Source organism: Streptomyces sp. NBC_00443, assembly GCF_036014175.1.
Taxonomy (GTDB): domain Bacteria; phylum Actinomycetota; class Actinomycetes; order Streptomycetales; family Streptomycetaceae; genus Streptomyces.
Genome location: NZ_CP107917.1, coordinates 5,932,966 through 5,954,267, shown reverse-complemented (window position 1 = coordinate 5,954,267; position 21,302 = coordinate 5,932,966). Strand labels below are relative to the sequence as shown.

Below are 21,302 nucleotides of genomic sequence, written 5' to 3'. Positions count from 1 at the left end.
GGACGCTCAGTTGCCGTACAGCTCCTCGATCTCGGCCGCGTACGCCGTCGTCACCGCATGCCGCTTGACCTTCAGGGACGGGGTGAGCATGCCGTTGTCCTCGTTGAACTCGCCCTCGATCAGGGCGAAGGCGCGGATCGACTCCGCGCGGGAGACGGCCTCGTTGGCGTAGTCGACGGCCTTCTGGACATCGGCGCGCATCCGGGGGTCCTTGATCACCTCGGACATCGGGGTGTCGGCGGGCATCTTGCGTACGGCGAGCCAGTGGCTCACCGCGTCCGGGTCGAGGGTGATCAGGGCACCGACGAAGGGACGGTTGTCGCCGACGACGAGGCACTGGCCGATCGGCGCGCGGCTGCGCAGGCGGTCCTCCAGGACGGCCGGGGAGACGTTCTTGCCGCCGGAGGTGACGAGGATGTCCTTCTTGCGGCCGGTGATCGTGAGGTAGCCGTCCTCGTCGAGGGCGCCGAGGTCGCCGGTGGCGAACCAGTCGTCCTTCAGGACGGCGTCGGTGGCGGCCGGGTTGTTCCAGTACGAGCCGAAGACGATGCCGCCCTTGATGAGTACCTCACCGTCGTCGGCGATGCGGACGGCGGTGCCGGGGACGGGCCGGCCGACCGTGCCGGGGCGGGGACTCAGGGGCGGGACGATGGTGGCGGCGGCGGTCGTCTCCGTCAGGCCGTAGCCCTCGTAGACGAGGATTCCGGCGGCGTAGAAGAACAGGTTGAGGTTGCGATCGAGGGGGGAGCCGCCGCTGATGGCGTAACGCATGCGGCCGCCGAGTTCCTTGCGGACCCGGCGGTAGACCAGGAGGTCGTACAGCGCCCAGGCGGCGTAGAGGCCGAGGCCGGGGCCCTTGCCCGTGCCGAGGAACTTGTGCAGGTAGGCCTCGCCGAAGCGGACGGCTGTGCGGTCGGCGCGGTCGAAGGAGGCGGCGCGGCCCATCTTCTCCGCCGTCGCGCGGCCGGTGTCGTGGATCTTCTCGAAGAGGTACGGGACTCCTACGAGGAACGTCGGGCGGAACTGCCTTAGTGCCGGGCGGAGTTCGTCGGGCTTGATGCTCGGGCAGTGGCCGATCTCGATGCGGGCCATCAGGCAGGCGATCTGGAGGGTGCGGCCGAGGATGTGGGCGAGGGGGAGGAAGAGGAGGGTCGAGGCGGTCTGGCGGGTGACCTCCTTGAAGACGGGGTGCAGCAGTTCGACCGTGTTGGCGGCTTCCGCGTGCAGGTTGGCGTGGGTGAGGACGCAGCCCTTCGGTTTGCCTGTGGTGCCGGACGTGTAGCAGAGGGTGGCGATGGTGTCCGGGGTCAGGGCCGTACGGCGCTTGGTGACCTCCTCGTCGGGGACGTCGCGGCCGAGGGTGATGAGGTCGGCGAGCGCGTCCGCGTCCAGCTGCCAGGTGTGCGGGGGGTGGGGGTGGGCGGCCGTGCCTGTCGTCACCGTGGTGGTGTTCTCGGCGGTCTCCGTGACGATGTGGCGGGCGCCGGAGTCGCGGACGATCCACTCCACCTGGTCGGCGGAGGAGGTGGCGTAGATGGGGACGGTCTGCGCGCCGGCGGCCCAGATGGCGAAGTCCAGGACGGTCCACTCGTAGCGGGTGCGGGACATCACGGCTACGCGGTCGCCTTGTTCCACGCCCGCGGCTATCAGTCCCTTGGCGACGGCGGTGACTTCGCGGGCGAAGGCGGTGGCGGTGACGGGGTGCCAGGTGCCGTCGGGCTGGGGGCGGCGGAGGACTGTCGCGTCGGGGTCCTCGGCTGCGTTGGTGAAGGGGAGGTCGGCGATGCTGCCGGACTGCGCGTGGGGTGCGAGGGGCGGCGTGCTCGCCTCGCGGACCACGCCTTCGGCGTCCTTGACGACCTGGCCCCTGGTGCGGTCCATGAGATCGGTGCGCTGCTTCGCTCGCTTCAGGTCCTTGCGTACGCCCATGTCGGCTCCCGGTGCCAGGTGGACTTACTGGGGGGTCAACTTACTCGCGCGTAAGGGAAGGTCAAGCCTCTGGTGGTTGGGCGGGGGTGCCTGCGGCGGCCTGTGGCTGTTTCGGTGGGGGTGCGCGTAGCGCCTGCGGGTGTGTGGTGGGTCGGGGCCGTGCCGGGGGTGTCCGTCCTCGGACCGGCGGTCGGGGTCGGGCAGGGGGTGCTGTTTCTTGACGCCGGCCACTGCGGGCGGACACCCCCCGGCACGTCCCCTTGCCGCCGTGGGCGACTGCGGCGCCGCGGGGGTGCGCCACCACCACGGCCACTCCGCCGGTCTCTTTCAAATGCCGGTCCAGGCAATTTCAGCCCGTCCGGCGGTTGAGGACGAGGCCCGTTCAGGCCGATGGGGGTCCAGGGGGCGGAGCCCCTGGCGGTCAGGTCAGGTCAGGCTGGTGGCCTGGTGGATGGCTGTTGCGAGGTGGCGGACGGCCGTGTCCTCCGTGGTCGTGGCCAACTCGTCTGCCCGGTCGGCCAGTTCGGCGAGGCCGGTGGCGCCGGGCAGGGTGGGCCGGCGGTCGTCGCCGAGGCGGAGGGCGTCGGCGAAGTAGGCGGCCGTGGCGGTGACCTGGAAGCGGGGGCTCGCGTTCCAGACGGAGTCCTGGAGGGAGCCCGTCTCCAGCTGGCCGGACTCCTCGTGCGGGGCCCGGGACTTGGGGTCGAGCCAGCGGACGCTCGCCGTGGCGAGGTGCCCTTCCGTGCCCGGCTCGGTGCGGACGGCGTAGAGGGCGGTGACCGTGTGGCCGGGGCCGATCTCGCCGCCGTCGACGCTGTCGTTGCGGAAGTCCTCGTCGGCGACCTGCCGGTTGTCGTAGCCGACGAGCCGGAACTCCCGCACCGTCTCGGGGTCGAACGCGACCTGGGCCTTGGCGTCGCGGGCGGTGAGGTCGATGTTCTGCGGGAGTTGGCGGCTGAAGACCTCGTGGGCGTCGTCCTCGTCGGAGACGTACACCGTGTGGCCGTCGCCCTTGTCGGCGAGGCGTTCCATCAGGGCGTCGCCGTAGTCGCTGCCGACGCCGACGCCGAAGAGCGTGATGCCGTGCTCGCGGCGCTCGGTGGAGATGCGTTCGAGGATGGTGTCCGCGTCGGTGTCGCCCGTGTTGGCCAGGGCGTCGGAGACGAGGACCACGCGGTTGGTGGCGCCCTTGCGGAGGCCTTCGACGGCCGTTTCGTAGCCCGTCTCCATGCCCGCGCCCAGGTTGGTGGAGTCCGTGGGTTCCAGGCTGGCGACGGCGTCGTGGATCTCGGCGCGGTTGTCGCTGACGCGGGTCATCGGCAGTACCGTCTCGGCCTCGTCGCTGAAGGTGACGATGGCGACCGAGTCGTCGTCGCGCAGCCGGTCCGTCATGACGCCGAGGGAGTCCTTGGCGAGGTCCAGGCGGCCCGGTTCGGCCATGGAGCCGGAGATGTCGATGACGAAGGTGAGGGCGGCGGGCGGGCGTTCGCCGTGGTCGGAGGCAAGGCGGGTGGCCAGGCCCACGCGGACCAGGGACCAGTCCTCGCGGTCGGTGCGGGCGCCGTCGACGGTGACCGAGAAGCCGTTGCCGTCGGGACGGTCGTAGTCCTGGCGGAAGCTGTTGACGAACTCCTCGGGGCGGACCGTCGACGGGTCGGGCAGCCGGCCCTCGGCGAGGGTGCGCCGGGCATAGCCGTAGGAGGCGGTGTCGACGTCGAGGGCGAAGGTGGAGAGGAGGTCGGGCTCGGGCGCGAAGTCGCGGGAGTTCTCGTCCTGGTCGTCGTCGTGCCGGTAGTCGCGGTTGGATTCGGGGGCGGGGAAGGCGCCCCGGCTGTTGCCGCCTCCCTTGTTGGCGTCGTCCGCCGAGTAGCCCCCGCTGTCGCTGCCGTCGCTCCCGCCGCATCCCGTGAGCAGCAGGGCGCCCGCCGTGGTGAGCGCCAGCAGGGTGACGTTCAGCCTTCGTGTTCGGTACCGCTTCATCGTCCGTGCCCCCTGGTCCGTTGACGTCGACTTCTGCGACTGTGACGGGCCAGGGGGCCGGAACGTGCGCTACGGAGCGTTGCGGATGAGTCTCGAAGAGGGCACGGGGACGGCCCGTCGAGACCGGTGGGTGATCTTCCGGTGACCTAGGACACCACGTCCTTGCGGGCGAAACCGCGGAAGGCCAGGGCGAACAGGATGAGGGCGTACGTTACGGAAATCGCGGTGCCCTGGATCATGCCGGACCACTCGGGGCGGGGCTGGACGGCGTCCGCCCAGGCGAACTGCCAGTGCGCGGGCAGGAAGTGGCGCCAGTCGCCGAGGGCCGTCACGGCGTCGAGGACGTTGCCGACGATGGTCAGGCCGACCGCGCCGCCGACCGCGCCGAGCGGGGCGTCCGTCTTGGTCGACAGCCAGAACGCCAGGCCCGCCGTCACCAGTTGGGACACGAAGATGTACGCCACCACCACCAGCAGGCGCTGCGCCGCCGTGGCCGTGTCCAGCGAGCCGCCGGTCGGGATCTGCAGCGGGCCCCAGCCGTACGCCGCCGTGCCGACGGCCAGTGCGACCAGGGGCAGCAGCACCATCGCGGCCAGGCTCAGGCCGAGGGCGACCACGAGCTTGGACCACAGGAGGCGGGCCCGGGGCACGGGGGCCGCTAGGAGGTAGCGCAGGGAGGACCAGCTGGCCTCGGAGGCCACCGTGTCGCCGCAGAACAGCGCGACGGGGATGACCAGCAGGAAGCCCGCGGAGACGAACAGGTTCACGGCGGCGAAGTTGGTGCCGGACGCGGTGGCCGTGTCCATCAGGGTGATGCGGTTGCCGCCGCCGTCCGGTTCGCCGCCGATCGCGAACGCGACCACCAGCACGAACGGCAGCACGGCCAGGATGCCGAACATCACCAGCGTGCGGCGCCGCTTCAGCTGGCGGACCAGTTCGACCCGCAGGGGCAGCGTACGGCCCGCCCGGTAGCCGGACGCGACCTCGGTGCGCTCGGTGAGCGTGCTCATGCGGAGCCTCCGATCAGGGTGAGGAAGGCGTCTTCCAGGCGGCGGTGCGGGCCCACCGACTGGACGGGCACCTCGAGGCGGACCAGTTCGGTGACCAGGCGCTGTGCGCTGCCGTCCGCGTCGAGCCGGACCAGGATCCCGTCGTCGGTGCGTACGGCCGAGACGATGCCCGGGAGGGCGGCGATCTTCTCGACCACCGGCTCCTCCACGGCCGTGGCAGTGCCTACGAGGAGCGTGTCCCCGGAGCCGATGATCTCGGCGACCGGGCCCGCCTGCACCAGGCGCCCGCGGTCCATCACCACGAGGTGGGTGCAGGACTGTTCGACCTCTGCCAGCAGGTGGCTGGAGACGATCACCGTGCGGCCTGCGGCCGCGTAGCGGATCATCACCTGGCGCATCTCGCGGATCTGGGGCGGGTCGAGGCCGTTGGTCGGTTCGTCGAGGATCAGAAGGTCCGGCAGGCCGAGCATGGCCTGGGCGATGGCCAGGCGCTGGCGCATGCCCTGGGAGTACGTGCGCACGGCGCGGGCCAGCGCGTCGCCGAGGCCGGCGATCTCCAGGGCCTCGTCGAGGTGGGCGTCCTGCGACGGGCGGCCGGTGGCCTGCCAGTACAGCTCCAGGTTCTCCCGGCCGGAGAGGTGCGGGAGGAAGCCGGCGCCCTCGACGAAGGCGCCGACCCTGGACAGCACGGGCGCGCCGGGGCGGATGGCGTGGCCGAAGACGCGGATCTCGCCCGCGTCCGGCTTGATCAGGCCCATCAGCATGCGCAGGGTCGTCGTCTTGCCCGCGCCGTTCGGGCCGAGGAGGCCGAGGACCTGTCCCTTCTCGACGCGGAAGGACACGTCCCGTACCGCGTAACGGTCCGGTGAGCCCGCGTACCGCTTACTCAAGTCGGTGATCTGGAGCGGGACTTCGGCCATCTCGGGGTCGGGCGCGGGGGTGGCGGTGCGGCGGCGGGCCGTCAGCAGCAGGGCCAGGGCGATGACCGCGCCGGCCGCCGGCAGCCACCACACCCAGGCCGGCAGCGGGGTCTCGGCGGTGCTCACGCCGGGCGCGGTCGGCACGGACAGGTCGCCCTTCAGGGAGACCGTGTACGTCGCCGGGGAGGCCGGGGAGGCGTAGCCGAGGTCCGTGGAGGACAGGACCAGGCGCAGGCTGTGGCCCTTCTCGATGTCGTGGTCGATGGCGGGGAGCGTGACCGTCACGTCCTTGCCGGACTTGGCGCCCTCGACGCGCAGGGGTGTGACCAGCTGCGACGGCAGCACCTGCTGGGTGCCGTCGGGGCCGACGTCGTAGACCTTGCCGAACAGGACCGCGTCCTCGCTGGTCGACCTGACGTGGACGGTCGCCGTCGCGGAGCCGGTGATGTGCAGGTTGTCGGTGACCGGCGCCGACTCGAACGCGGCGAACTGGCCCGGGAAGTCCAGCGACACCCCGACGCCGAGCGAGGACAGCTGGGCGAGGCCGCCGGAACCGCCGAGGCCGGGCAGGGCGGAGACGGCGGGCGGGTTGGCGCCGGCCGGGTTGGCGAAGCTCTGCTCGCGGCCGGTGAGGGCGATGGACTTACGGCCGCTCTCCAGGCCGGGGTAGGCGTCCGCGCTCGCGCCCCGCAGCAGGGCCTGGCCGTCGGTGGAGTCGACGCCTCCGGTGCGGGTGACGCGGAACGCCGGGCCGGTGTCGGCGCTCTTGTCGTCCTTGAGGTAGCGGTCGAACCAGGACTGCACGCGCCCCTGGATACGGCTCGTCTCCATGTCGCCGCCGTCATGGCCGCCGGAGATCCAGTCGACGTCGACGGGGGCGCCGTTGGCGCGGATCGCCTTCGCGGCCCGGTCGGCCTGGCCGAGCGTGAAGAGGGAGTCGGACTGGCCCTGCATGAGCAGGGTCGGCACGTCGATGCGGTCGCCGACCGCGGACGGTGAGCGCTCCTCCAGCATGGTGCGGGCCGGTGCGTCCGGGGTGCCGGACTCGGCGACCCGTTCGTACATCTCGCAGATCTGCGTCTCGAACTTGTCGCAGCCGCCGGCGGTGTTGACGAAGATGCCCGCCCAGAGCTTCTTGAAGACGCCGTTCGGGAACAGGGCGTCCGCGAGGTTCCAGTACGTGATCGCCGGGGCGATGGCGTCCACCCGGTCGTCGTGGCCGGCCGCCAGCAGCGAGATGGCGCCGCCGTAGGAGCCGCCCGCCATGCCCACGCGCGGGTCGCCGGCCTTGTCGAGTTCGACCTGGGGCTGCTTCGCCAGCCAGTCGAGCAGTCGGGATACGTCGGCGACCTCGCCCTTCGGGTCGTTCAGACCGACCTTGCCGGTCGACTTCCCGAAGCCGCGGGCCGACCACGTCACGACCGCGTACCCGTCCCGGGCGAGGTCCTCGGCCTGCTGCCGTACGTCGTCCTTGCTGCCGCCGAAGCCGTGCCCGAGGAGGACGGCGGGGCGGCGGCCGCCGGATCCGGCCGTGAAGTACGAGGTGTCGATGCGCACTCCGTCGCCCATGTCCATGATCCGGTCGGCGCGGCGTACCCGCGGCGCGTCGTCGTCGGCGACGGCCGTCCATGTCCCGGCCCCGGCGAGGACGACAACGGCGGCCGCGGCGGCCAGCAGCCGCCGCGGCTTCCGCAGCCCGCGCAGCGCGGGCAGTCGAAGATCCATGCTCCAACGGTACGGGGCGAACCTGTCGGCAAGTTATCGACCGAGGGCTGAATCGCGGGACCTCCCGTGGGGGTACGGCGGGTCTTTTGTCTACCGCGTCCGTGGTACGGCGAACAGTCCCCCGCGCCCCTAGGTCTGCTGGTCTTCCGGGATCGAGACCAGCCAGCGCGTCTCCCTGCGCGGGCGCAGGTACAGGGCCCAGTACAGGGTGGCCACCGCTGTGATGCCGCCTGTCCAGAGCAGGTGGCTCGTCTCCTGCCGGCTCAGGATGTACACGAGCACCACTATCAGCAGGACCGGCATCGCGGGCCACAGCGGCATCCGCCATGCCGGTGTGTGCTTGTGGGGCGCGCGGCGGGCCGCCAGTGCCGCCACCGCGACGAGCAGGTACATCCCCGTCACCGACACTCCCGTCACGCCGTACAGGGTGTCGAGGTTGACGAAGCACAGTGCGGCGCCGGGCACTCCGACGGCGAGGGTGGCGACCCACGGGGAGCCGAAGCGGCCGAGCCTGGCGAGGACGTTGTTGACCGGCTCGGGCCAGGCCTTGTCGCGGGCGGAGGCGAACAGCACGCGGGAGTTCTGGATGACCATGACGATGCCCGCGTTGATGATCGCCAGAGCCACGCAGAGGCTGACGAAGGTGCCGACCGCGGAGTTGGACCAGGCGGTGACCATGGTGCCGATGTCGCCGCCGGTCAGTTCTCCGATGTCCGAGGCGCCCAGGGTGATGGCGGCGACCGGGACCAGGATGATCACGGCGGAGATGGCGAGGGTGGCGAGGACGGTGCGGGCGACGTTGCGGCGCGGGTTCTCCAGTTCCTCGGAGAGGTAGACGGCGGTCGAGAAGCCCTGGGTGACGAAGAGGGCGATCGCGAGCCCGGAGACGATCAGCAGGGCCGTCACGGTGTCCGTACGGCCGTCCGCGCCGGCCACCTCCATCGAGACCAGGCTGCCCGGGCCGCGCTCGGCGTGGGCGAAGCCCAGCACCGCCACCACGGCCGCGGCGATGACCTCAAGGACCAGGAAGACGCCGGTGATCCAGGCGTTGGCGCGCAGGTCGAGCAGGCCGGCGAGGGTGGCGAGGAGCATGACGCCGGCGCCGGCCATCGACGGGTCGAGGTCGACGATCGGGGCGAGGTAGTCGGCGGTGCCCATCGCGATCACCGGCGGGACGACCATGACGACCAGCAGGGACAGCACGAAGACCAGCCAGCCCGCCAGCCGTCCGGCCAGCGTGGACACCATCGCGTACTCGCCGCCCGCGCTGGGGATGAGGGTGCCCAGCTCCGAGTAGCAGAACGCCACGGCGATGCAGAGCAGGGACCCGATGGCGATCGTCAGGGCGGTGGCGGTGCCGAGCGAGCCGAACAGGTCGGGGACGACCACGAAGAGGGTGGAGGCCGGGGTCACGCAGGAGAGCGTGAGCAGCGTGCCGCCGACGACGCCGATGGAGCGCTTGAGCTTCTTGGGGCTGTCGGACGCCTCGACGACGGCGCCCTCGACAGGGGTGAGGGTGTCGGTCACGAGGGGGATGCAACATCGACGGAAACCATCACGTCAATGGCTGTTCACCTACGGAATCCGTCGCCGTACGGCGCCATTTCACGCGTTAACGTTGCGTCAAGGCCGCGCGCAGCGCGACTTCCGGGCGTGCGGGAACCGCAGCACTGGCCCACAAAAAAATGGGGCCGTCCGCGATGCGGACGGCCCCGACGCCAGGCGTCAGTGGTTGCGCGGGAACCCGAGGTCGACGCCGGACGGGGCGTCCGCCGGGTCGGGCCAGCGGGTGGTGACGACCTTGCCGCGGGTGTAGAAGTGCGTGCCGTCGTTGCCGTAGATGTGGTGGTCGCCGAAGAGCGAGTCCTTCCAGCCGCCAAAGCTGTGGTAGCCCACGGGGACCGGGATCGGGACGTTCACGCCGACCATGCCCGCCTCGATCTCCAGCTGGAAGCGGCGGGCCGCGCCGCCGTCCCGGGTGAAGATCGCGGTGCCGTTGCCGAAGGGCGACGCGTTGATCAGCGCCACGCCGTCCTCGTACGTCTCGGCGCGCAGCACGCACAGGACGGGGCCGAAGATCTCGTCCTGGTAGGCCTTCGCGGACGTGGGCACCTTGTCGAGCAGGGAGATGCCGATCCAGTGGCCGTCCTCGAAGCCGTCGACGGTGTAGCCGGTGCCGTCGAGGACGACCTCGCAGCCCTCGGCCGCCGCGCCCTCGACGTAGGACGCCACCTTGTCGCGGTGCACGGCCGTGATCAGCGGGCCCATCTCGGAGGTCGGGTCGTTGCCGGGACCGATCTTGATCTTCTCGGCGCGCTCGCGGATCTTCTCCACCAGCTCGTCGCCGATGGCGCCGACGGCGACGACGGCGGAGATGGCCATGCAGCGCTCGCCCGCGGAGCCGTAGGCGGCCGACACGGCGGCGTCGGCGGCCGCGTCGAGGTCGGCGTCCGGGAGAACCAGCATGTGGTTCTTGGCGCCGCCCAGGGCCTGGACGCGCTTGTGGTTGGCGGCGGCCGTGGTGTGGATGTAGCGGGCGATCGGGGTCGAGCCGACGAAGGAGACGGCCTTGACGTCCGGGTGCTCCAGGAGGCGGTCGACGGCCACCTTGTCGCCGTGGACGACGTTGAAGACGCCGTCCGGGAGACCGGCCTCCGCCAGCAGCTCGGCGATCTTGATGGACGCCGACGGGTCCTTCTCGGACGGCTTCAGCACGAAGGTGTTGCCGCACGCGATGGCCATCGGGAACATCCACATCGGGACCATCGCCGGGAAGTTGAACGGCGTGATGCCCGCGACGACGCCCAGCGGCTGCCGGATCGACGAGACGTCCACGCGGCTGGCGACCTGCGTCGACAGCTCGCCCTTCAGCTGCACGTTGATGCCGCACGCGAGGTCGACGATCTCCAGGCCGCGCGCCACCTCACCGAGGGCGTCGGAGTGCACCTTGCCGTGCTCGGCGGTGATCAGCTCGGCGATCGCGTCCCGGTTGGCGTCCAGCAGGGCGCGGAACTTGAACAGGATCGAGGTGCGCTGCGCCAGCGACGACTGGCCCCAGGTCGCGTAGGCCTCCTTGGCGGCCGCGACCGCGGCGTCCACCTCGTCGACCGAGGCGAACGCGACGTTCGTGGTGACCGCGCCGGTCGCCGGGTCGGTGACCGGCCCGAACGTGCCCGACGCGCCTTCGGCGGTCTTGCCGCCGATCCAGTGGTTGACGATCTTCGTCATGACCGGTAACTCCTTCACAGATGGCGGCGTCGGGTCGAGACGTGCCGTTCGTACAGCTCCCGTGCCTTGACCGCCGACGGTCGGGTCGCGGTCTCGGCCACAGGAACATCCCACCAGGCATGCGCGGGCGGCGCGCCCGACACAGTGTCTGCCGTTTCGGTCTCGACGTAGACACATGTGGGAGTGTCCGCCGCGCGGGCCTCGGCGAGCGCCTCGCGCAGGTCACGTACGGTCTTCGCGCGCAGCACCCGCATGCCCAGACTGGCCGCGTTGGCGGCCAGGTCGACGGGGAGCGGGGGGCCCGTGAACGTGCCGTCGGCCGCGCGGTGGCGGTAGGCGGTGCCGAAGCGCTCGGCACCCGTCTCCTCCGACAGGCCGCCGATGGACGCGTACCCGTGGTTCTGCACCAGCAACACCTTGATCGCGACGCCCTCCTGCACGGCGGTCACGATCTCCGTCGGCATCATCAGATAGGTGCCGTCGCCGACCAGCGCCCAGACATTGCGCTCGGGCGCGGCCATCTTCACGCCGATCGCGGCCGGGATCTCATAGCCCATGCAGGAGTAGCCGTACTCCAGGTGGTACTGGTCCCGGGAGCGGGCCCGCCACAGTTTGTGCAGGTCGCCGGGGAGGGAGCCGGCCGCGTTGATGATCACGTCCGTCTCGTCGACGATCGCGTCCAGCGCGCCGAGGACCTGCGGCTGCGTCGGCCGTACGTCCGGCTCGTCGGCCTCGTAGCAGGCGTCGACGCGCTGCTCCCAGCGCTCCTTGTCCTCGGTGTACTCGGTGACGTAGGAGCCGGCGATCCGGTGGTCGTGGATCTCCAGGGCCTGGGTCAGCTCCGCCAGGCCGCTGCGCGCGTCCGCGATGAGCGGCATGCCAGCGAGCTTGTGGCCGTCGTAGGGCGCGATGTTCAGGTTCAGGAAGCGCACGCCCTCGCCGGTGAAGAGGGTGCCGGAGGCGGTGGTGAAGTCGGTGTAGCGGGTGCCGACGCCGATCACCAGGTCGGCGGTGCGGGCGAGTTCGTCGGCGGTGGCGGTGCCGGTGTGGCCCACTCCCCCGACATCCTGGGGGTGGTCGTGGCGCAGGGAGCCCTTGCCGGCTTGCGTGGAGGCGACCGGGATGCGGGTGACCTCCGCGAACTCGGCAAGGGCCTCCTCGGCGCGGCTGTGGTGGACGCCGCCGCCGGCGATGACGAGCGGGCGCCGGGCGTCACGGACCATGCGTACGGCCTCGGCGAGTTCGGTCGGGTCGGCGCCCGGACGCCGTACGGTCCAGACGCGCTCGGCGAAGAACTCGTCCGGCCAGTCGTACGCCTCGGCCTGGACGTCCTGCGGCAGCGCGAGGGTGACCGCGCCCGTCTCCACCGGGTCCGTGAGCACCCGCATGGCTTGGATGGCCGACGGGATCAGGGCCTCGGGCCGGGTGATCCGGTCGAAGTACCTCGACACCGGACGCAGACAGTCGTTCACTGACATATCGCCCGCGTACGGCACTTCGAGCTGCTGGAGGACCGGGTCGGCGGGGCGGGTGGCGAAGATGTCGCCGGGGAGGAGCAGGACCGGGAGGTGGTTGATGGTCGCGAGGGCGGCGCCGGTGACGAGGTTGGTCGCGCCGGGGCCGATGGACGTGGTCACGGCGTGTATGGAGAGGCGGTTCGACTGGCGGGCGTAACCGACCGCCGCGTGCACCATCGCCTGTTCGTTGCGGCCCTGGTGGTACGGCATGACCTCGCCGTACTCGACGAGCGCCTGCCCGAGCCCGGCGACGTTTCCGTGGCCGAAGATGCCCCAGGTGGCGCCGATCAGCCGCTGCCGTACGCCGTCGCGCTCGGTGTACTGGGCGGACAGGAAGCGGACGAGCGCCTGCGCGACCGTGAGCCTCGTCGTTGAGGTCATCGGTAACCCCCTGTGCCTTCTGCGTGGTCCGGATGGAAGCAGATCCGCCACTCCTGTACGGCTCTGCCGCCTCCTACGACTCGACGGCCTGCACCGCGACCGCGCTGCAAGCCCGAAGCTCTGCCGTAGGGCGGGCGACGCAGCACATGTCGTGGCCGCGAAGGCTGCACGTCGGGGACCTCCGGCGCGGGGCCGTAGCGGGCGGGGAGTCTTCGCTCGCACTTCGCTCCTGCCAAAGCAAAGCGGCCACCCGCGCCGGAGGCGATCGGTGCCCGGGCGTCACGGGGCACGTAGGCGAAGTCGGTGACTCCACTGAATACGCTGTCCCGGCCCAGGAGTTGGTACTTCTCGTTCCCGATGTCCACGGTGCATCCGCCGTTCAGCGGAAGCACGATCCATTCACTGTCCCCGGTGGTGAACATGTGCGTGCCACCGGGCTCCAACTCGACGATCCGCAGGCTGCTGTGGGTCCACCCGGCCCGCTTGGGGCCGATGTCGAGCACGTAGTCCGCGTCGGCGGTGGCGCCCGTCGGGATGTACAGCCCGTTGCCCTTGCCGGCGTACGGCCAGTTGTTCGTCCCGGTGTGCGGCTCGCGGTTCGTCATAAGGCCCTCACAGCAGTCCTACGGCGGTGTCGACGGCGCCGGCCACGTCCCCGTCCGCCGGGTAGAGCAGCGAGCGTCCGACCACCAGGCCCCGCACGGTGGGCAGTTGGAGTGCACCTCGCCACTTCTCGTATGCCCCGACTTGCTCCTCGATGGAGCCGCCGACCTCGCCGCCCAGCAGGACGGCCGGCAGTGTGGAGGTCTGCATGACCTCGGCCATGTCGTCGGGGTTCCCCGTGACCGGGAGCTTCAGCCAGGTGTAGGCGGAGGTGCCGCCGAGTCCCGAGGCGATGGCGATGGACTTGGTGACGGCCTCGGCGGACAGGTCGTTGGCGACCTTGCCCTGGGGGGTGCGGTGACTGATGAACGGTTCGACGAAGACCGGGAGTTCACGCGCCGCCATCTCGTCGATGGCACGGGCGGTGGACTCCAGGGTGGTGAGGGAACCCGGGTCGTCGTAGTCGATACGCAGGAGCAGCTTGCCGGCGTCGAAGCCGAGACGCTGGATGTCCTCGGGGCGGTGGCCGGTGAAGCGGTCGTCGAGTTCGAAGCTCGCGCCCTGCAGGCCGCCGCGGTTCATGGACCCCATGACGACCTTGCCGTCGAGGGCGCCGAGCAGCAGCAGGTCGTCCAGGATGTCGGCGGTCGCGAGGACGCCGTCGACGCCGGGGCGCGAGAGCCCGAGGCAGAGGCGTTCCAGCAGGTCGGCACGGTTGGCCATGGCGAGTTTGCGGTCGCCGACGCCGAGGGCGCCACGGGCCGGGTGGTCGGCGGCGACGATCATCAGCCGGCCGGAGTCGCCGAGCAGCGGGCGGCGGGTGCGACGGGCGGCCGCCTCCGCGATCGCCTCGGGGCGCTGGGTGCGCAGGCGGACGAGTTCCCCTATGTCAACGGTCACTTGACGGCCCCCGCGGCGATCGCGGCCTCGATCTCGTCCGGCGTCGGCATCGCGGAGGAGCACTCCAGACAGGAGGCGACGATGGCACCGGCCGCGTTGGCGTGCCGCATGGTCTTCTCCAGGTCCCAGCCTTCGAGCAGGCCGTGGCAGAGCGAACCGCCGAAGGCGTCACCGGCGCCGAGGCCGTTGAGCACGTTCACGGGCAGCGGCGGCACCTCGGCCTGGTCGCCCTTGCTGTTGACGGCGAGGACGCCCTTGGGGCCCTGCTTCACGACCGCGATCTCGACCCCGGCGTCCAGCAGCGCGCGGGCCGCGGCATGCGGTTCACGCACGCCCGTCGCGATCTCCACCTCGTCGAGATTGCCGACGGCGACGGTGGTGTGCTTCAGGGCCTCGGCGTAGAAGGGGCGGGCCGCGGCGGGGTCTTTCCAGAACATGGGGCGCCAGTCGAGGTCGAAGACCGTCGTGCCGGACTTGGCGCGATGGGCGAGCGCCGCCAGCGTCGCCGTACGGCTGGGCTCCTCACTCAGGCCGGTGCCGGTGACCCAGAAGACGCGGGAGTCGCGGATGGCGTCGAGGTCCAGCTCGTGGGCGTCGATCTCCAGGTCGGGGGCCTTGGGCTGCCGGTAGAAGTACAGCGGGAAGTCGTCCGGCGGGAAGACCTCGCAGAAGGTGACCGGGGTGGGCAGGCCGGGGACCGGGGTGACCCAGCGGTCGTCGACGCCGAAGCCCTTCAGGGCCTCGTGGAGGTAGGTGCCGAAGGGGTCGTCGCCGGTGCGGGTGATCACCGCGGTACGGCGTCCCAGGCGGGCCGCGGCGACCGCGACATTGCTCGCCGAGCCGCCGAGGAACTTGCCGAAGGACGTGACCTGCGGCAGCGGGACGCCGGTCTGCAGGGGGTAGAGGTCCACTCCGATCCGCCCCATGGTGATCAAGTCGTACGCCATCGGCTTCCCTCGGTCTCCCTTGTGGCGGCGCTTCTGTCAGCGTCTTCTGTCAGCGTTGCGCTTCGGCTCTCTTCGGCTTTCTAGCCTGACCAGGCAGGGCTGTCAATATTTTGTCCGGACATTCGAACGAGGCCCTGCCTCCGGGGATGCCGGGCGCTTGGGGGCGGTGCGCAGGCGTTGGTTGTCAATGTGCCGCGCCCTGCATGACTCCGGTGCCTTTGCAGCACTCGTGTCACAAAGGCACCTTCCGTGTCACATATGTCGCATGTACGCAGGTCTTGCGTCACACCCGGTGCACAGGCACTGTCCCCTTCTCACGGGGCGTCGTTGACGGGGCACAGGCTTTGTGATCACCAGCGCAGCGCACGGTACCCCCGACGACCGCCCCCGGTCGCCGCCGCGGCGCGCGCAGGGAGGTGCAACCGATGACCGACCGAAGGCTCTGGTCCTACAAGGAGATCGCGGCTCACATCAAGGTGCAGCCGGACACCGTACGGTCCTACCGCAAGCACGGGTTGCTGCCGCCGCCCGACCATGTGGAGGGCGGCAAGCCCTTCTGGTACGCCGAAACCGTCCGGATCTGGGTCGCGTCCCGCCCGGGCAACCGAGGGCGCAGATCGGATTGACCTCCCGGAAAATCGACTGTGCCCCCACCGCCCTGTGGGGCACAGTCGCCCCATGAGCTTCTCCGTCAAACCAACCCTGACCGGCGACAGAACCGTGCTCCGCCCGTTCACCGAGGCCGACGCCGCTGGTATGTGGGAGATCATCGGCGACCCGGAGGTCCGACGCTTCACCGGCGACTCGCCCGACGAGCTCACCCCTCAACGGTTGCGCTCCTGGTACGGCGCCCGCTCCGACCAGCCAGACCGCCTCGACCTCGCCGTCATCGACCGCGCAACCGGCGAACTGGTCGGAGAGGTCGTGCTGTACGAGTGGGACCCCGACGCCCGCAGCTGCACCTTCCGCACCCTGATCGGACCGCGCGGCCGGGGCCGGGGCCTGGGCACCGAGGCCACCCGGCTCATCGTCGGCCACGGCTTCAAGCAACTCGGGCTCCACCGGATCCAGTTGGAGGCCTATGCCTACAACCTCCGCGCCCTGCACGTCTACGAGAAGGTCGGATTCGCGGTCGAGGGGATCCGCCGGGAGATCGAGCTGCGGGACGGCGAATGGGTCGACGAGGTGCTGATGGCCCTCCTCGACCACGAGTGGGCCGCGCGCAACTCCGGAGATCTCAGCTCCAGCAATCCCAACTCCAAGGGTCCCGACTCCACGGATCTCAGCCCCACGGACCCCAACTCCACGGATCTCAGCCCCACGCATCTCAGCCCCACGGCTCGATGACCGTCACCCCCGCCCCCGGCGCCGTCCCGAGCGCCGTCAGTGCCGACGGCACCGCGTCCAGCGTGATCGTCGACGTCACCAGCAGATCCGGCCGCAACGCGCCCGCCCGCACCAGCTCCAGCATCGGCGGGTAGGTGTGCGCGGCCATGCCGTGGCTGCCCAGCAGTTCGAGTTCGAGGGCGATCGCGCGGGCCATGGGGACGGGAGTCGTGCCGGACTCCGACGGCAGCAGGCCCACCTGGATGTGCCGGCCCCGGCGGCGCAGGCTGTTCACGGAGGCAGCGCAGGTGGTGGGTGAGCCGAGGGCGTCCAGGGAGAGATGGGCCCCGCCGCCGGTCAGGGCGTGGATCGCGGCCGCCGTGTCCGGTGTGCTCAACGCGTCCACGCACTCCGCCGCCCCGAACTTCCGCGCCAGGTCCAGGGCCTGCGGGGACACGTCCACCGCGACGACCCTCGCGCCAGACGCCGCCGCGATCATCACCGCCGACAGGCCGACCCCGCCGCAGCCGTGCACGGCAACCCACTCCCCCGCCGCCACCCGGCCCTGCTGCACGACCGCCCGGAACGCCGTGGCGAACCGGCAGCCCAGCGAGGCCGCCGTCGCGAACGACATCTCCTCGGGCACGGCGACGAGGTTGACGTCGGCGTGATCCAGCGCCACGTACTGGGCGAAGGAGCCCCAGTGGGTGAAGCCCGGCTGGGTCTGGCGCTCGCAGACCTGCTGGTCGCCGGCTGCACACGCCGCGCAGCTGCCGCAGGCGCACACGAACGGCACGGTGACCCGGTCGCCGGGGCGCCAGCCGGTCACCCGGTCGCCCACCGCCTCGACCACGCCGGCGAGTTCATGACCCGGCACATGCGGCAGCTGGATGTCGGGGTCGTGGCCCTGCCAGCCGTGCCAGTCACTGCGGCACAGCCCCGTCGCCTCGACCCGCACGGTCACCCCGTGGGGGTCCGGATGCGGGTCGGGCACCTCACGCACCTCGGCCGCTTCGCCATACCGCTCGAACACCACTGCCCGCATCGCCGTCTCCTTTCGGCCGCGCCGCGCCCCTTGCACGGAGATCATCAGAAACGCTAGACGCTCCACCGGGTTTGCGGTACGGCACCCGCGTCTCCTCACAGGTCAGCGGTGCGCGCTCACCTTGTCCCGCTCCTGAGTGGGCTCGGTCGCCGGAGCCGGCGCCGGTTCGTCGCCCGACTCGCTGACTCCGAACCGCTCATGGAAGCGCCGCAGCGGTCCCGGGGCCCACCAGGTCGCCCGGCCCGTCAGGCGCATGACCGCCGGCACCAGGAGGCTGCGGACGATCATCGCGTCCATCAGCACCGCCAGGGCGATGCCGAGGCCGAGCATCTTGGTGTTGGTCACCCTGGATGTGCCTATCGCGACCATCACCACCGCAAGGATCACGGCAGCCGCGGTGATCAGTCCTCCAGTGCGCTGCAGACCGTGGCGGACCGCCTGGTCGTGGTCGCCCGTCGTTTCGTACTCCTCCTTGATCCGGGACAGCAGGAACACTCCGTAGTCCATCGACAGGCCGAAGGCGACGCAGAACATCAGCACCGGGAGGGTCGTCTCGATCGAGCCTGGGGTGGTGAAGCCGAGCAGGCCGGACAGATGGCCGTCCTGGAAGATCCAGACCACGGCGCCGAACATCGCCGTCAGGCTCAGCGCGTTGAGCACCACCGCCTGAATGGGGATCAGCACGCTGCCGGTCAGCAGGAACACCAGCAGCAGGGTGACGATCGCGATGAAGGCGGCCGCCAGGGGCAGGCGCTCGGCTATCGCGTCCTTGGAGTCGACCAGGACCGCGGCCGCGCCGGTCACCTTGGTGTCGAACGGCGCCTGTGTGGCGCGCAGTTCGTCCACCAGGCGCTGGGCCGGGTCGTCCACCGCCTCACCCTTCGGGAGCACGGTGAAGTACGCCGAGTCGCCCTGCACCAGCGGCCCGTCGACCCGGAGCACCTCCGGGAGGGCGGCGATCCGCTCCTTGTAGTCGGCGTACTGCGCCTCAGTCGCGGGTCCCTCGGCGAGCACCTCCAGGCCGCCGCCGGGACTGCCCGGGAAGCCGTCGCGGATGTGCTGCTGCACGACATGGGACTCGGCGCTCGACGGCAGCTGGCGGTCGTCGGCGGTGCCGAACTTCACGCCCAGGAAGGGCAGTCCGAGCAGGACCAGGACGGCGGTGGTGCCCAGGGCGAAGAAGGGGGCGCGGCGCATGACGAGGTTCGCCGTGCGGGCCCAGGCCTTGCCTTCCGGGGCGCGGGTCGTGCCGGAGGTGCCGGTTGTATCGGACGTGCCGGACGTGCCGGTCTCCTGAGCGGATGCCTTCGGGCCCTGCGGCCCGCTCGCGCGCCGGCCGCGCCTGAACAGGCGGCGCAGGTCCAGGGAGTTGACCCGGTGGCCGAGCAGGGCCAGTGCCGCCGGGAGGAGGATCAGCGCGGCCGCCGCGGCCAGCAGCACCACCGCGATACCGGCGTAGGCGAAGGACCGCAGGAAGTACTGCGGGAAGAGCAGCATCGCCGCGAGGGACACCGCGACCGTGAGGGCCGAGAAGAGGACCGTGCGGCCGGCTGTGCGCAGGGTTGTGCCGACCGCGGTCAACGGTTCGGCGCCGGTGGCGAGTTCCTCGCGGAAGCGCCGGACGATGAAGAGCGCGTAGTCGACGGCCAGGCCCAGGCCCAGGGCCGTGGTGAGGTTCATCGCGAAGACCGAGACGTCGGTGACCTCGGTGAGACCGCGCAGCACCGCGTTCGTGCCGAGGATGGCGACGATGCCGATGCCGAGCGGCAGCAGGGCCGCGACCGCGCTGCCGAAGACCATCACCAGCAGCACCAGGGTGACCGGCAGGGCGATCACCTCGGCCCGGATCAGGTCCTCCTGGATGATCGTCTGCATTTCGTGGCGCACCGCGACCGGGCCGCCGACGCGCACCTCCACCGGCCCGTGCGCACCCCGGAACTCGGGCGCGATGCGGTCCAGGGTCTCCCCGGCCTCCTTCTCCTCGCCGGTGATGCGGGCGGCGATCAGCGCCTCATGGCCGTCCTCGGCGCGCAGGGCAGCAGCAGCCGAGGGGGCCGCCTGCCAGTAGGAACCGACTCCCGTGATCCCCTTCTCGCCGGCCAGACGCGCGGCTATCCGCCGGGCCTCAGCGGCGACCGCGGGATCGTCCACCGAGGCGTCGCCCGCGTCCACGAGGAGCAGGAGGTTGGGCTGGGAGGCGGGGAACTCGCGCTCCAGGGCCTTGGTCGCATAGGTCGACTCGGCATGCGGGTCCTCCCAGCCGCCGCTGCCCAGCCGGTCGGCGACGCCGCTGCCCGCGAACACGGCGAGCGCGGTGATCACCAAGGCCGCGAGCAGCGACAACCGGGGGCGGGCCGTCACGAAACGGGTCCAGCCTCCGAGGCGGGGCGGCCTGTTGACTTCGGTCATTGTGCGGTGTCCCCTTCACCCTGATCCATGCTGAGCGCAGCCCGGGCTGCATGAAGCCGTCACTGCCATAGACTGGCAAACACGAGAGATCACTCGCGTTTCTCAAGAATGCGAGCGACCGCTCGCGTTTGTCAATCGCGTTCGGAGAACTGGGGATAACGCGTGCCCGCCAACCGGGAGAAGGACGACCAGGTCCACCAGGACAAGGAGCAGCCGCGCCGCCGCCAGGCCCGCGGCGAGCGCCGCATCGCCCAGCTGCTCGAAGCCGCGGCCACCGTCTTCACCACCACCGGCTACACGGCCGCCAGCACCAACGCCATCGCCCGCGAGGCAGGCGTCTCGCCGGGCACGCTGTACCAGTTCTTCCCGAACAAGGAAGCGATCGCGATAGAGCTGGGCGGCCGCCTCATGCACGAGATGCGCGAGACGTACGGTGAGGCACTCGCCCCGGTCGACCCCGCGACACCTCTGGACGAGGCAGTCGGCTCTGCCGTCGACCGGTTCATCGCCTTCAACTGCGAACACCCGGTGTTCTTCGCGCTGATGCACGGCCCCGACATCCCCGGCCGCATCACCGAGGATCACGACGCCCTGCACGCGACCCTGCTGTCCCGGATCGAGGACCTGCTCTCCTCGTTCCTGCCAGACGCCGTCCCGGCGGACCTCACCCGGACCGCCCATATGTGCCTGGGCATGTACAAGGCGGGTCTGGAGCTGGTTCTCGGCCACGAGGGCGCCGAGCGCGACGCCTACGTCCAGGAACTGAAGAACGCCCTGATCCGCTACCTCGACCCGCTGGTGGGCGACCTCCCCGGCCGCCCCGGCCACCCCGACCCGGCCCGAACGGCGACGTGACGCAGCACTGCTGCAAGGTGCGCATAGATCAGCTCCGGAGTACGAAAAGACCCCCCGCCTCGACCCACTCTCCGCCGCCCGGCGCCGCCCCGCATCCCGGGCGAAGACGCCGGAGGCACTCATGTTCGGCCGTACCTCGGGCGGTTCGTACCGCACCCTCGAACGTCGTGCGCCGTACCGTCAGGCGCCGACCCCCCTTGGGGAAATACCCCGCAGGGGTATACCTTGGAGATGAAGGGACCCCTGGGTCCCGTCAGCCTCACATGCCTCGACGAGGAGAACCACATGACCGCCCACACCGACACCCCGGGTTCCGTCACCGCCGTCTACAAGGTGAGCGGCATGAGCTGCGGACACTGCGAGGGCGCCGTCTCCGGCGAGCTCTCCGACCTCCCCGGTGTCAGCTCGGTGAAGGCCGTGGCGTCCACCGGCGAGGTCACGGTCGTCTCCGCGGCCCCGCTGGACGAGGAGGCCGTACGCGCGGCCGTCGACGAGGCGGGCTTCGAACTGGTCGGCAAGGCCTGAGC

General features: G+C 71.0%; 15 protein-coding genes and 1 pseudogene. 4 read left to right on the top strand and 12 right to left on the bottom strand.

Translation table 11 applies throughout. The features are described from left to right. Positions 1-6: 6 nt before the first annotated feature. From OHO27_RS26985 to iolC, 10 genes and pseudogenes are all read right to left on the bottom strand, one after another. Positions 7-1,929: an AMP-dependent synthetase/ligase gene (locus OHO27_RS26985; RefSeq protein WP_328427563.1), complete on the bottom strand. Its 1,923-nt coding sequence runs from the start codon at positions 1,927-1,929 to the stop codon at positions 7-9. A gap of 426 nt (positions 1,930-2,355) precedes the next feature. Continuing rightward, a complete protein-coding gene (locus OHO27_RS26980; RefSeq protein WP_328427562.1) occupies positions 2,356-3,909 on the bottom strand; it encodes a vWA domain-containing protein in 1,554 nt (517 codons plus the stop codon). 146 nt (positions 3,910-4,055) lie between these two features. Continuing rightward, the gene (locus OHO27_RS26975) at positions 4,056-4,919 is read right to left on the bottom strand and encodes an ABC transporter permease (protein ID WP_328427561.1); all 864 of its coding nucleotides are present in this window, start codon (positions 4,917-4,919) and stop codon (positions 4,056-4,058) included. Beyond that, positions 4,916-7,564 carry a CocE/NonD family hydrolase gene (locus OHO27_RS26970; RefSeq protein ID WP_328427560.1) on the bottom strand — a complete coding sequence of 883 codons (2,649 nt, stop codon included), beginning with the start codon at positions 7,562-7,564 and terminating at the stop codon, positions 4,916-4,918. Before OHO27_RS26970 ends, OHO27_RS26975 begins: the two co-directional genes overlap by 4 nt. A 129-nt stretch (positions 7,565-7,693) precedes the next feature. Next, positions 7,694-9,091, bottom strand: a complete 1,398-nt coding sequence (locus OHO27_RS26965) for an APC family permease (protein WP_328427559.1) — start codon at positions 9,089-9,091, stop codon at positions 7,694-7,696. 198 nt (positions 9,092-9,289) lie between these two features. Beyond that, positions 9,290-10,792, bottom strand: a complete 1,503-nt coding sequence (gene mmsA, locus OHO27_RS26960) for a CoA-acylating methylmalonate-semialdehyde dehydrogenase (RefSeq protein WP_328427558.1) — start codon at positions 10,790-10,792, stop codon at positions 9,290-9,292. A 14-nt stretch (positions 10,793-10,806) separates the two neighbouring features. Then, complete coding sequence (gene iolD, locus OHO27_RS26955) at positions 10,807-12,690, bottom strand: 3D-(3,5/4)-trihydroxycyclohexane-1,2-dione acylhydrolase (decyclizing) (protein ID WP_328427557.1); 1,884 nt, start codon at positions 12,688-12,690, stop codon at positions 10,807-10,809. Between the two features lie 173 nt (positions 12,691-12,863). Continuing rightward, a pseudogene (locus tag OHO27_RS26950) lies at positions 12,864-13,295 on the bottom strand (5-deoxy-glucuronate isomerase); the annotation flags it as partial. Between the two features lie 7 nt (positions 13,296-13,302). Beyond that, a complete protein-coding gene (locus tag OHO27_RS26945) occupies positions 13,303-14,193 on the bottom strand; it encodes a Cgl0159 family (beta/alpha)8-fold protein (protein WP_328427555.1) in 891 nt (296 codons plus the stop codon). Further along, entirely contained in the window at positions 14,190-15,140 is a 951-nt protein-coding gene (gene iolC, locus OHO27_RS26940; RefSeq protein WP_328427554.1) for a 5-dehydro-2-deoxygluconokinase, read from the bottom strand. Before iolC ends, OHO27_RS26945 begins: the two co-directional genes overlap by 4 nt. A 425-nt stretch (positions 15,141-15,565) precedes the next feature. Between iolC and OHO27_RS26935 the strand changes: the two genes are divergently transcribed. Further along, positions 15,566-15,766 carry a helix-turn-helix transcriptional regulator gene (locus OHO27_RS26935; RefSeq protein WP_328427553.1) on the top strand — a complete coding sequence of 67 codons (201 nt, stop codon included), beginning with the start codon at positions 15,566-15,568 and terminating at the stop codon, positions 15,764-15,766. A gap of 52 nt (positions 15,767-15,818) precedes the next feature. Continuing rightward, positions 15,819-16,487 carry a GNAT family N-acetyltransferase gene (locus OHO27_RS26930; protein WP_328427552.1) on the top strand — a complete coding sequence of 223 codons (669 nt, stop codon included), beginning with the start codon at positions 15,819-15,821 and terminating at the stop codon, positions 16,485-16,487. Here the strand turns inward: OHO27_RS26930 and OHO27_RS26925 are convergent. Together OHO27_RS26925 and OHO27_RS26920 are read right to left on the bottom strand one after the other, a co-directional pair. Then, positions 16,468-17,511, bottom strand: coding sequence for a zinc-dependent alcohol dehydrogenase family protein (locus tag OHO27_RS26925; RefSeq protein ID WP_328427551.1), 1,044 nt, complete (start codon positions 17,509-17,511; stop codon positions 16,468-16,470). The two genes, OHO27_RS26930 and OHO27_RS26925, sit on opposite strands and share 20 nt — an antisense overlap. A 102-nt stretch (positions 17,512-17,613) precedes the next feature. After that, entirely contained in the window at positions 17,614-19,920 is a 2,307-nt protein-coding gene (locus tag OHO27_RS26920) for an MMPL family transporter (RefSeq protein ID WP_328427550.1), read from the bottom strand. Positions 19,921-20,082: 162 nt separating this feature from the next. Between OHO27_RS26920 and OHO27_RS26915 the strand changes: the two genes are divergently transcribed. Further along, entirely contained in the window at positions 20,083-20,775 is a 693-nt protein-coding gene (locus OHO27_RS26915; protein WP_328427549.1) for a TetR/AcrR family transcriptional regulator, read from the top strand. Between the two features lie 285 nt (positions 20,776-21,060). Next, positions 21,061-21,300, top strand: coding sequence for a heavy-metal-associated domain-containing protein (locus OHO27_RS26910; protein WP_328427548.1), 240 nt, complete (start codon positions 21,061-21,063; stop codon positions 21,298-21,300). The last annotated feature ends 2 nt before the right edge of the window (positions 21,301-21,302 follow it).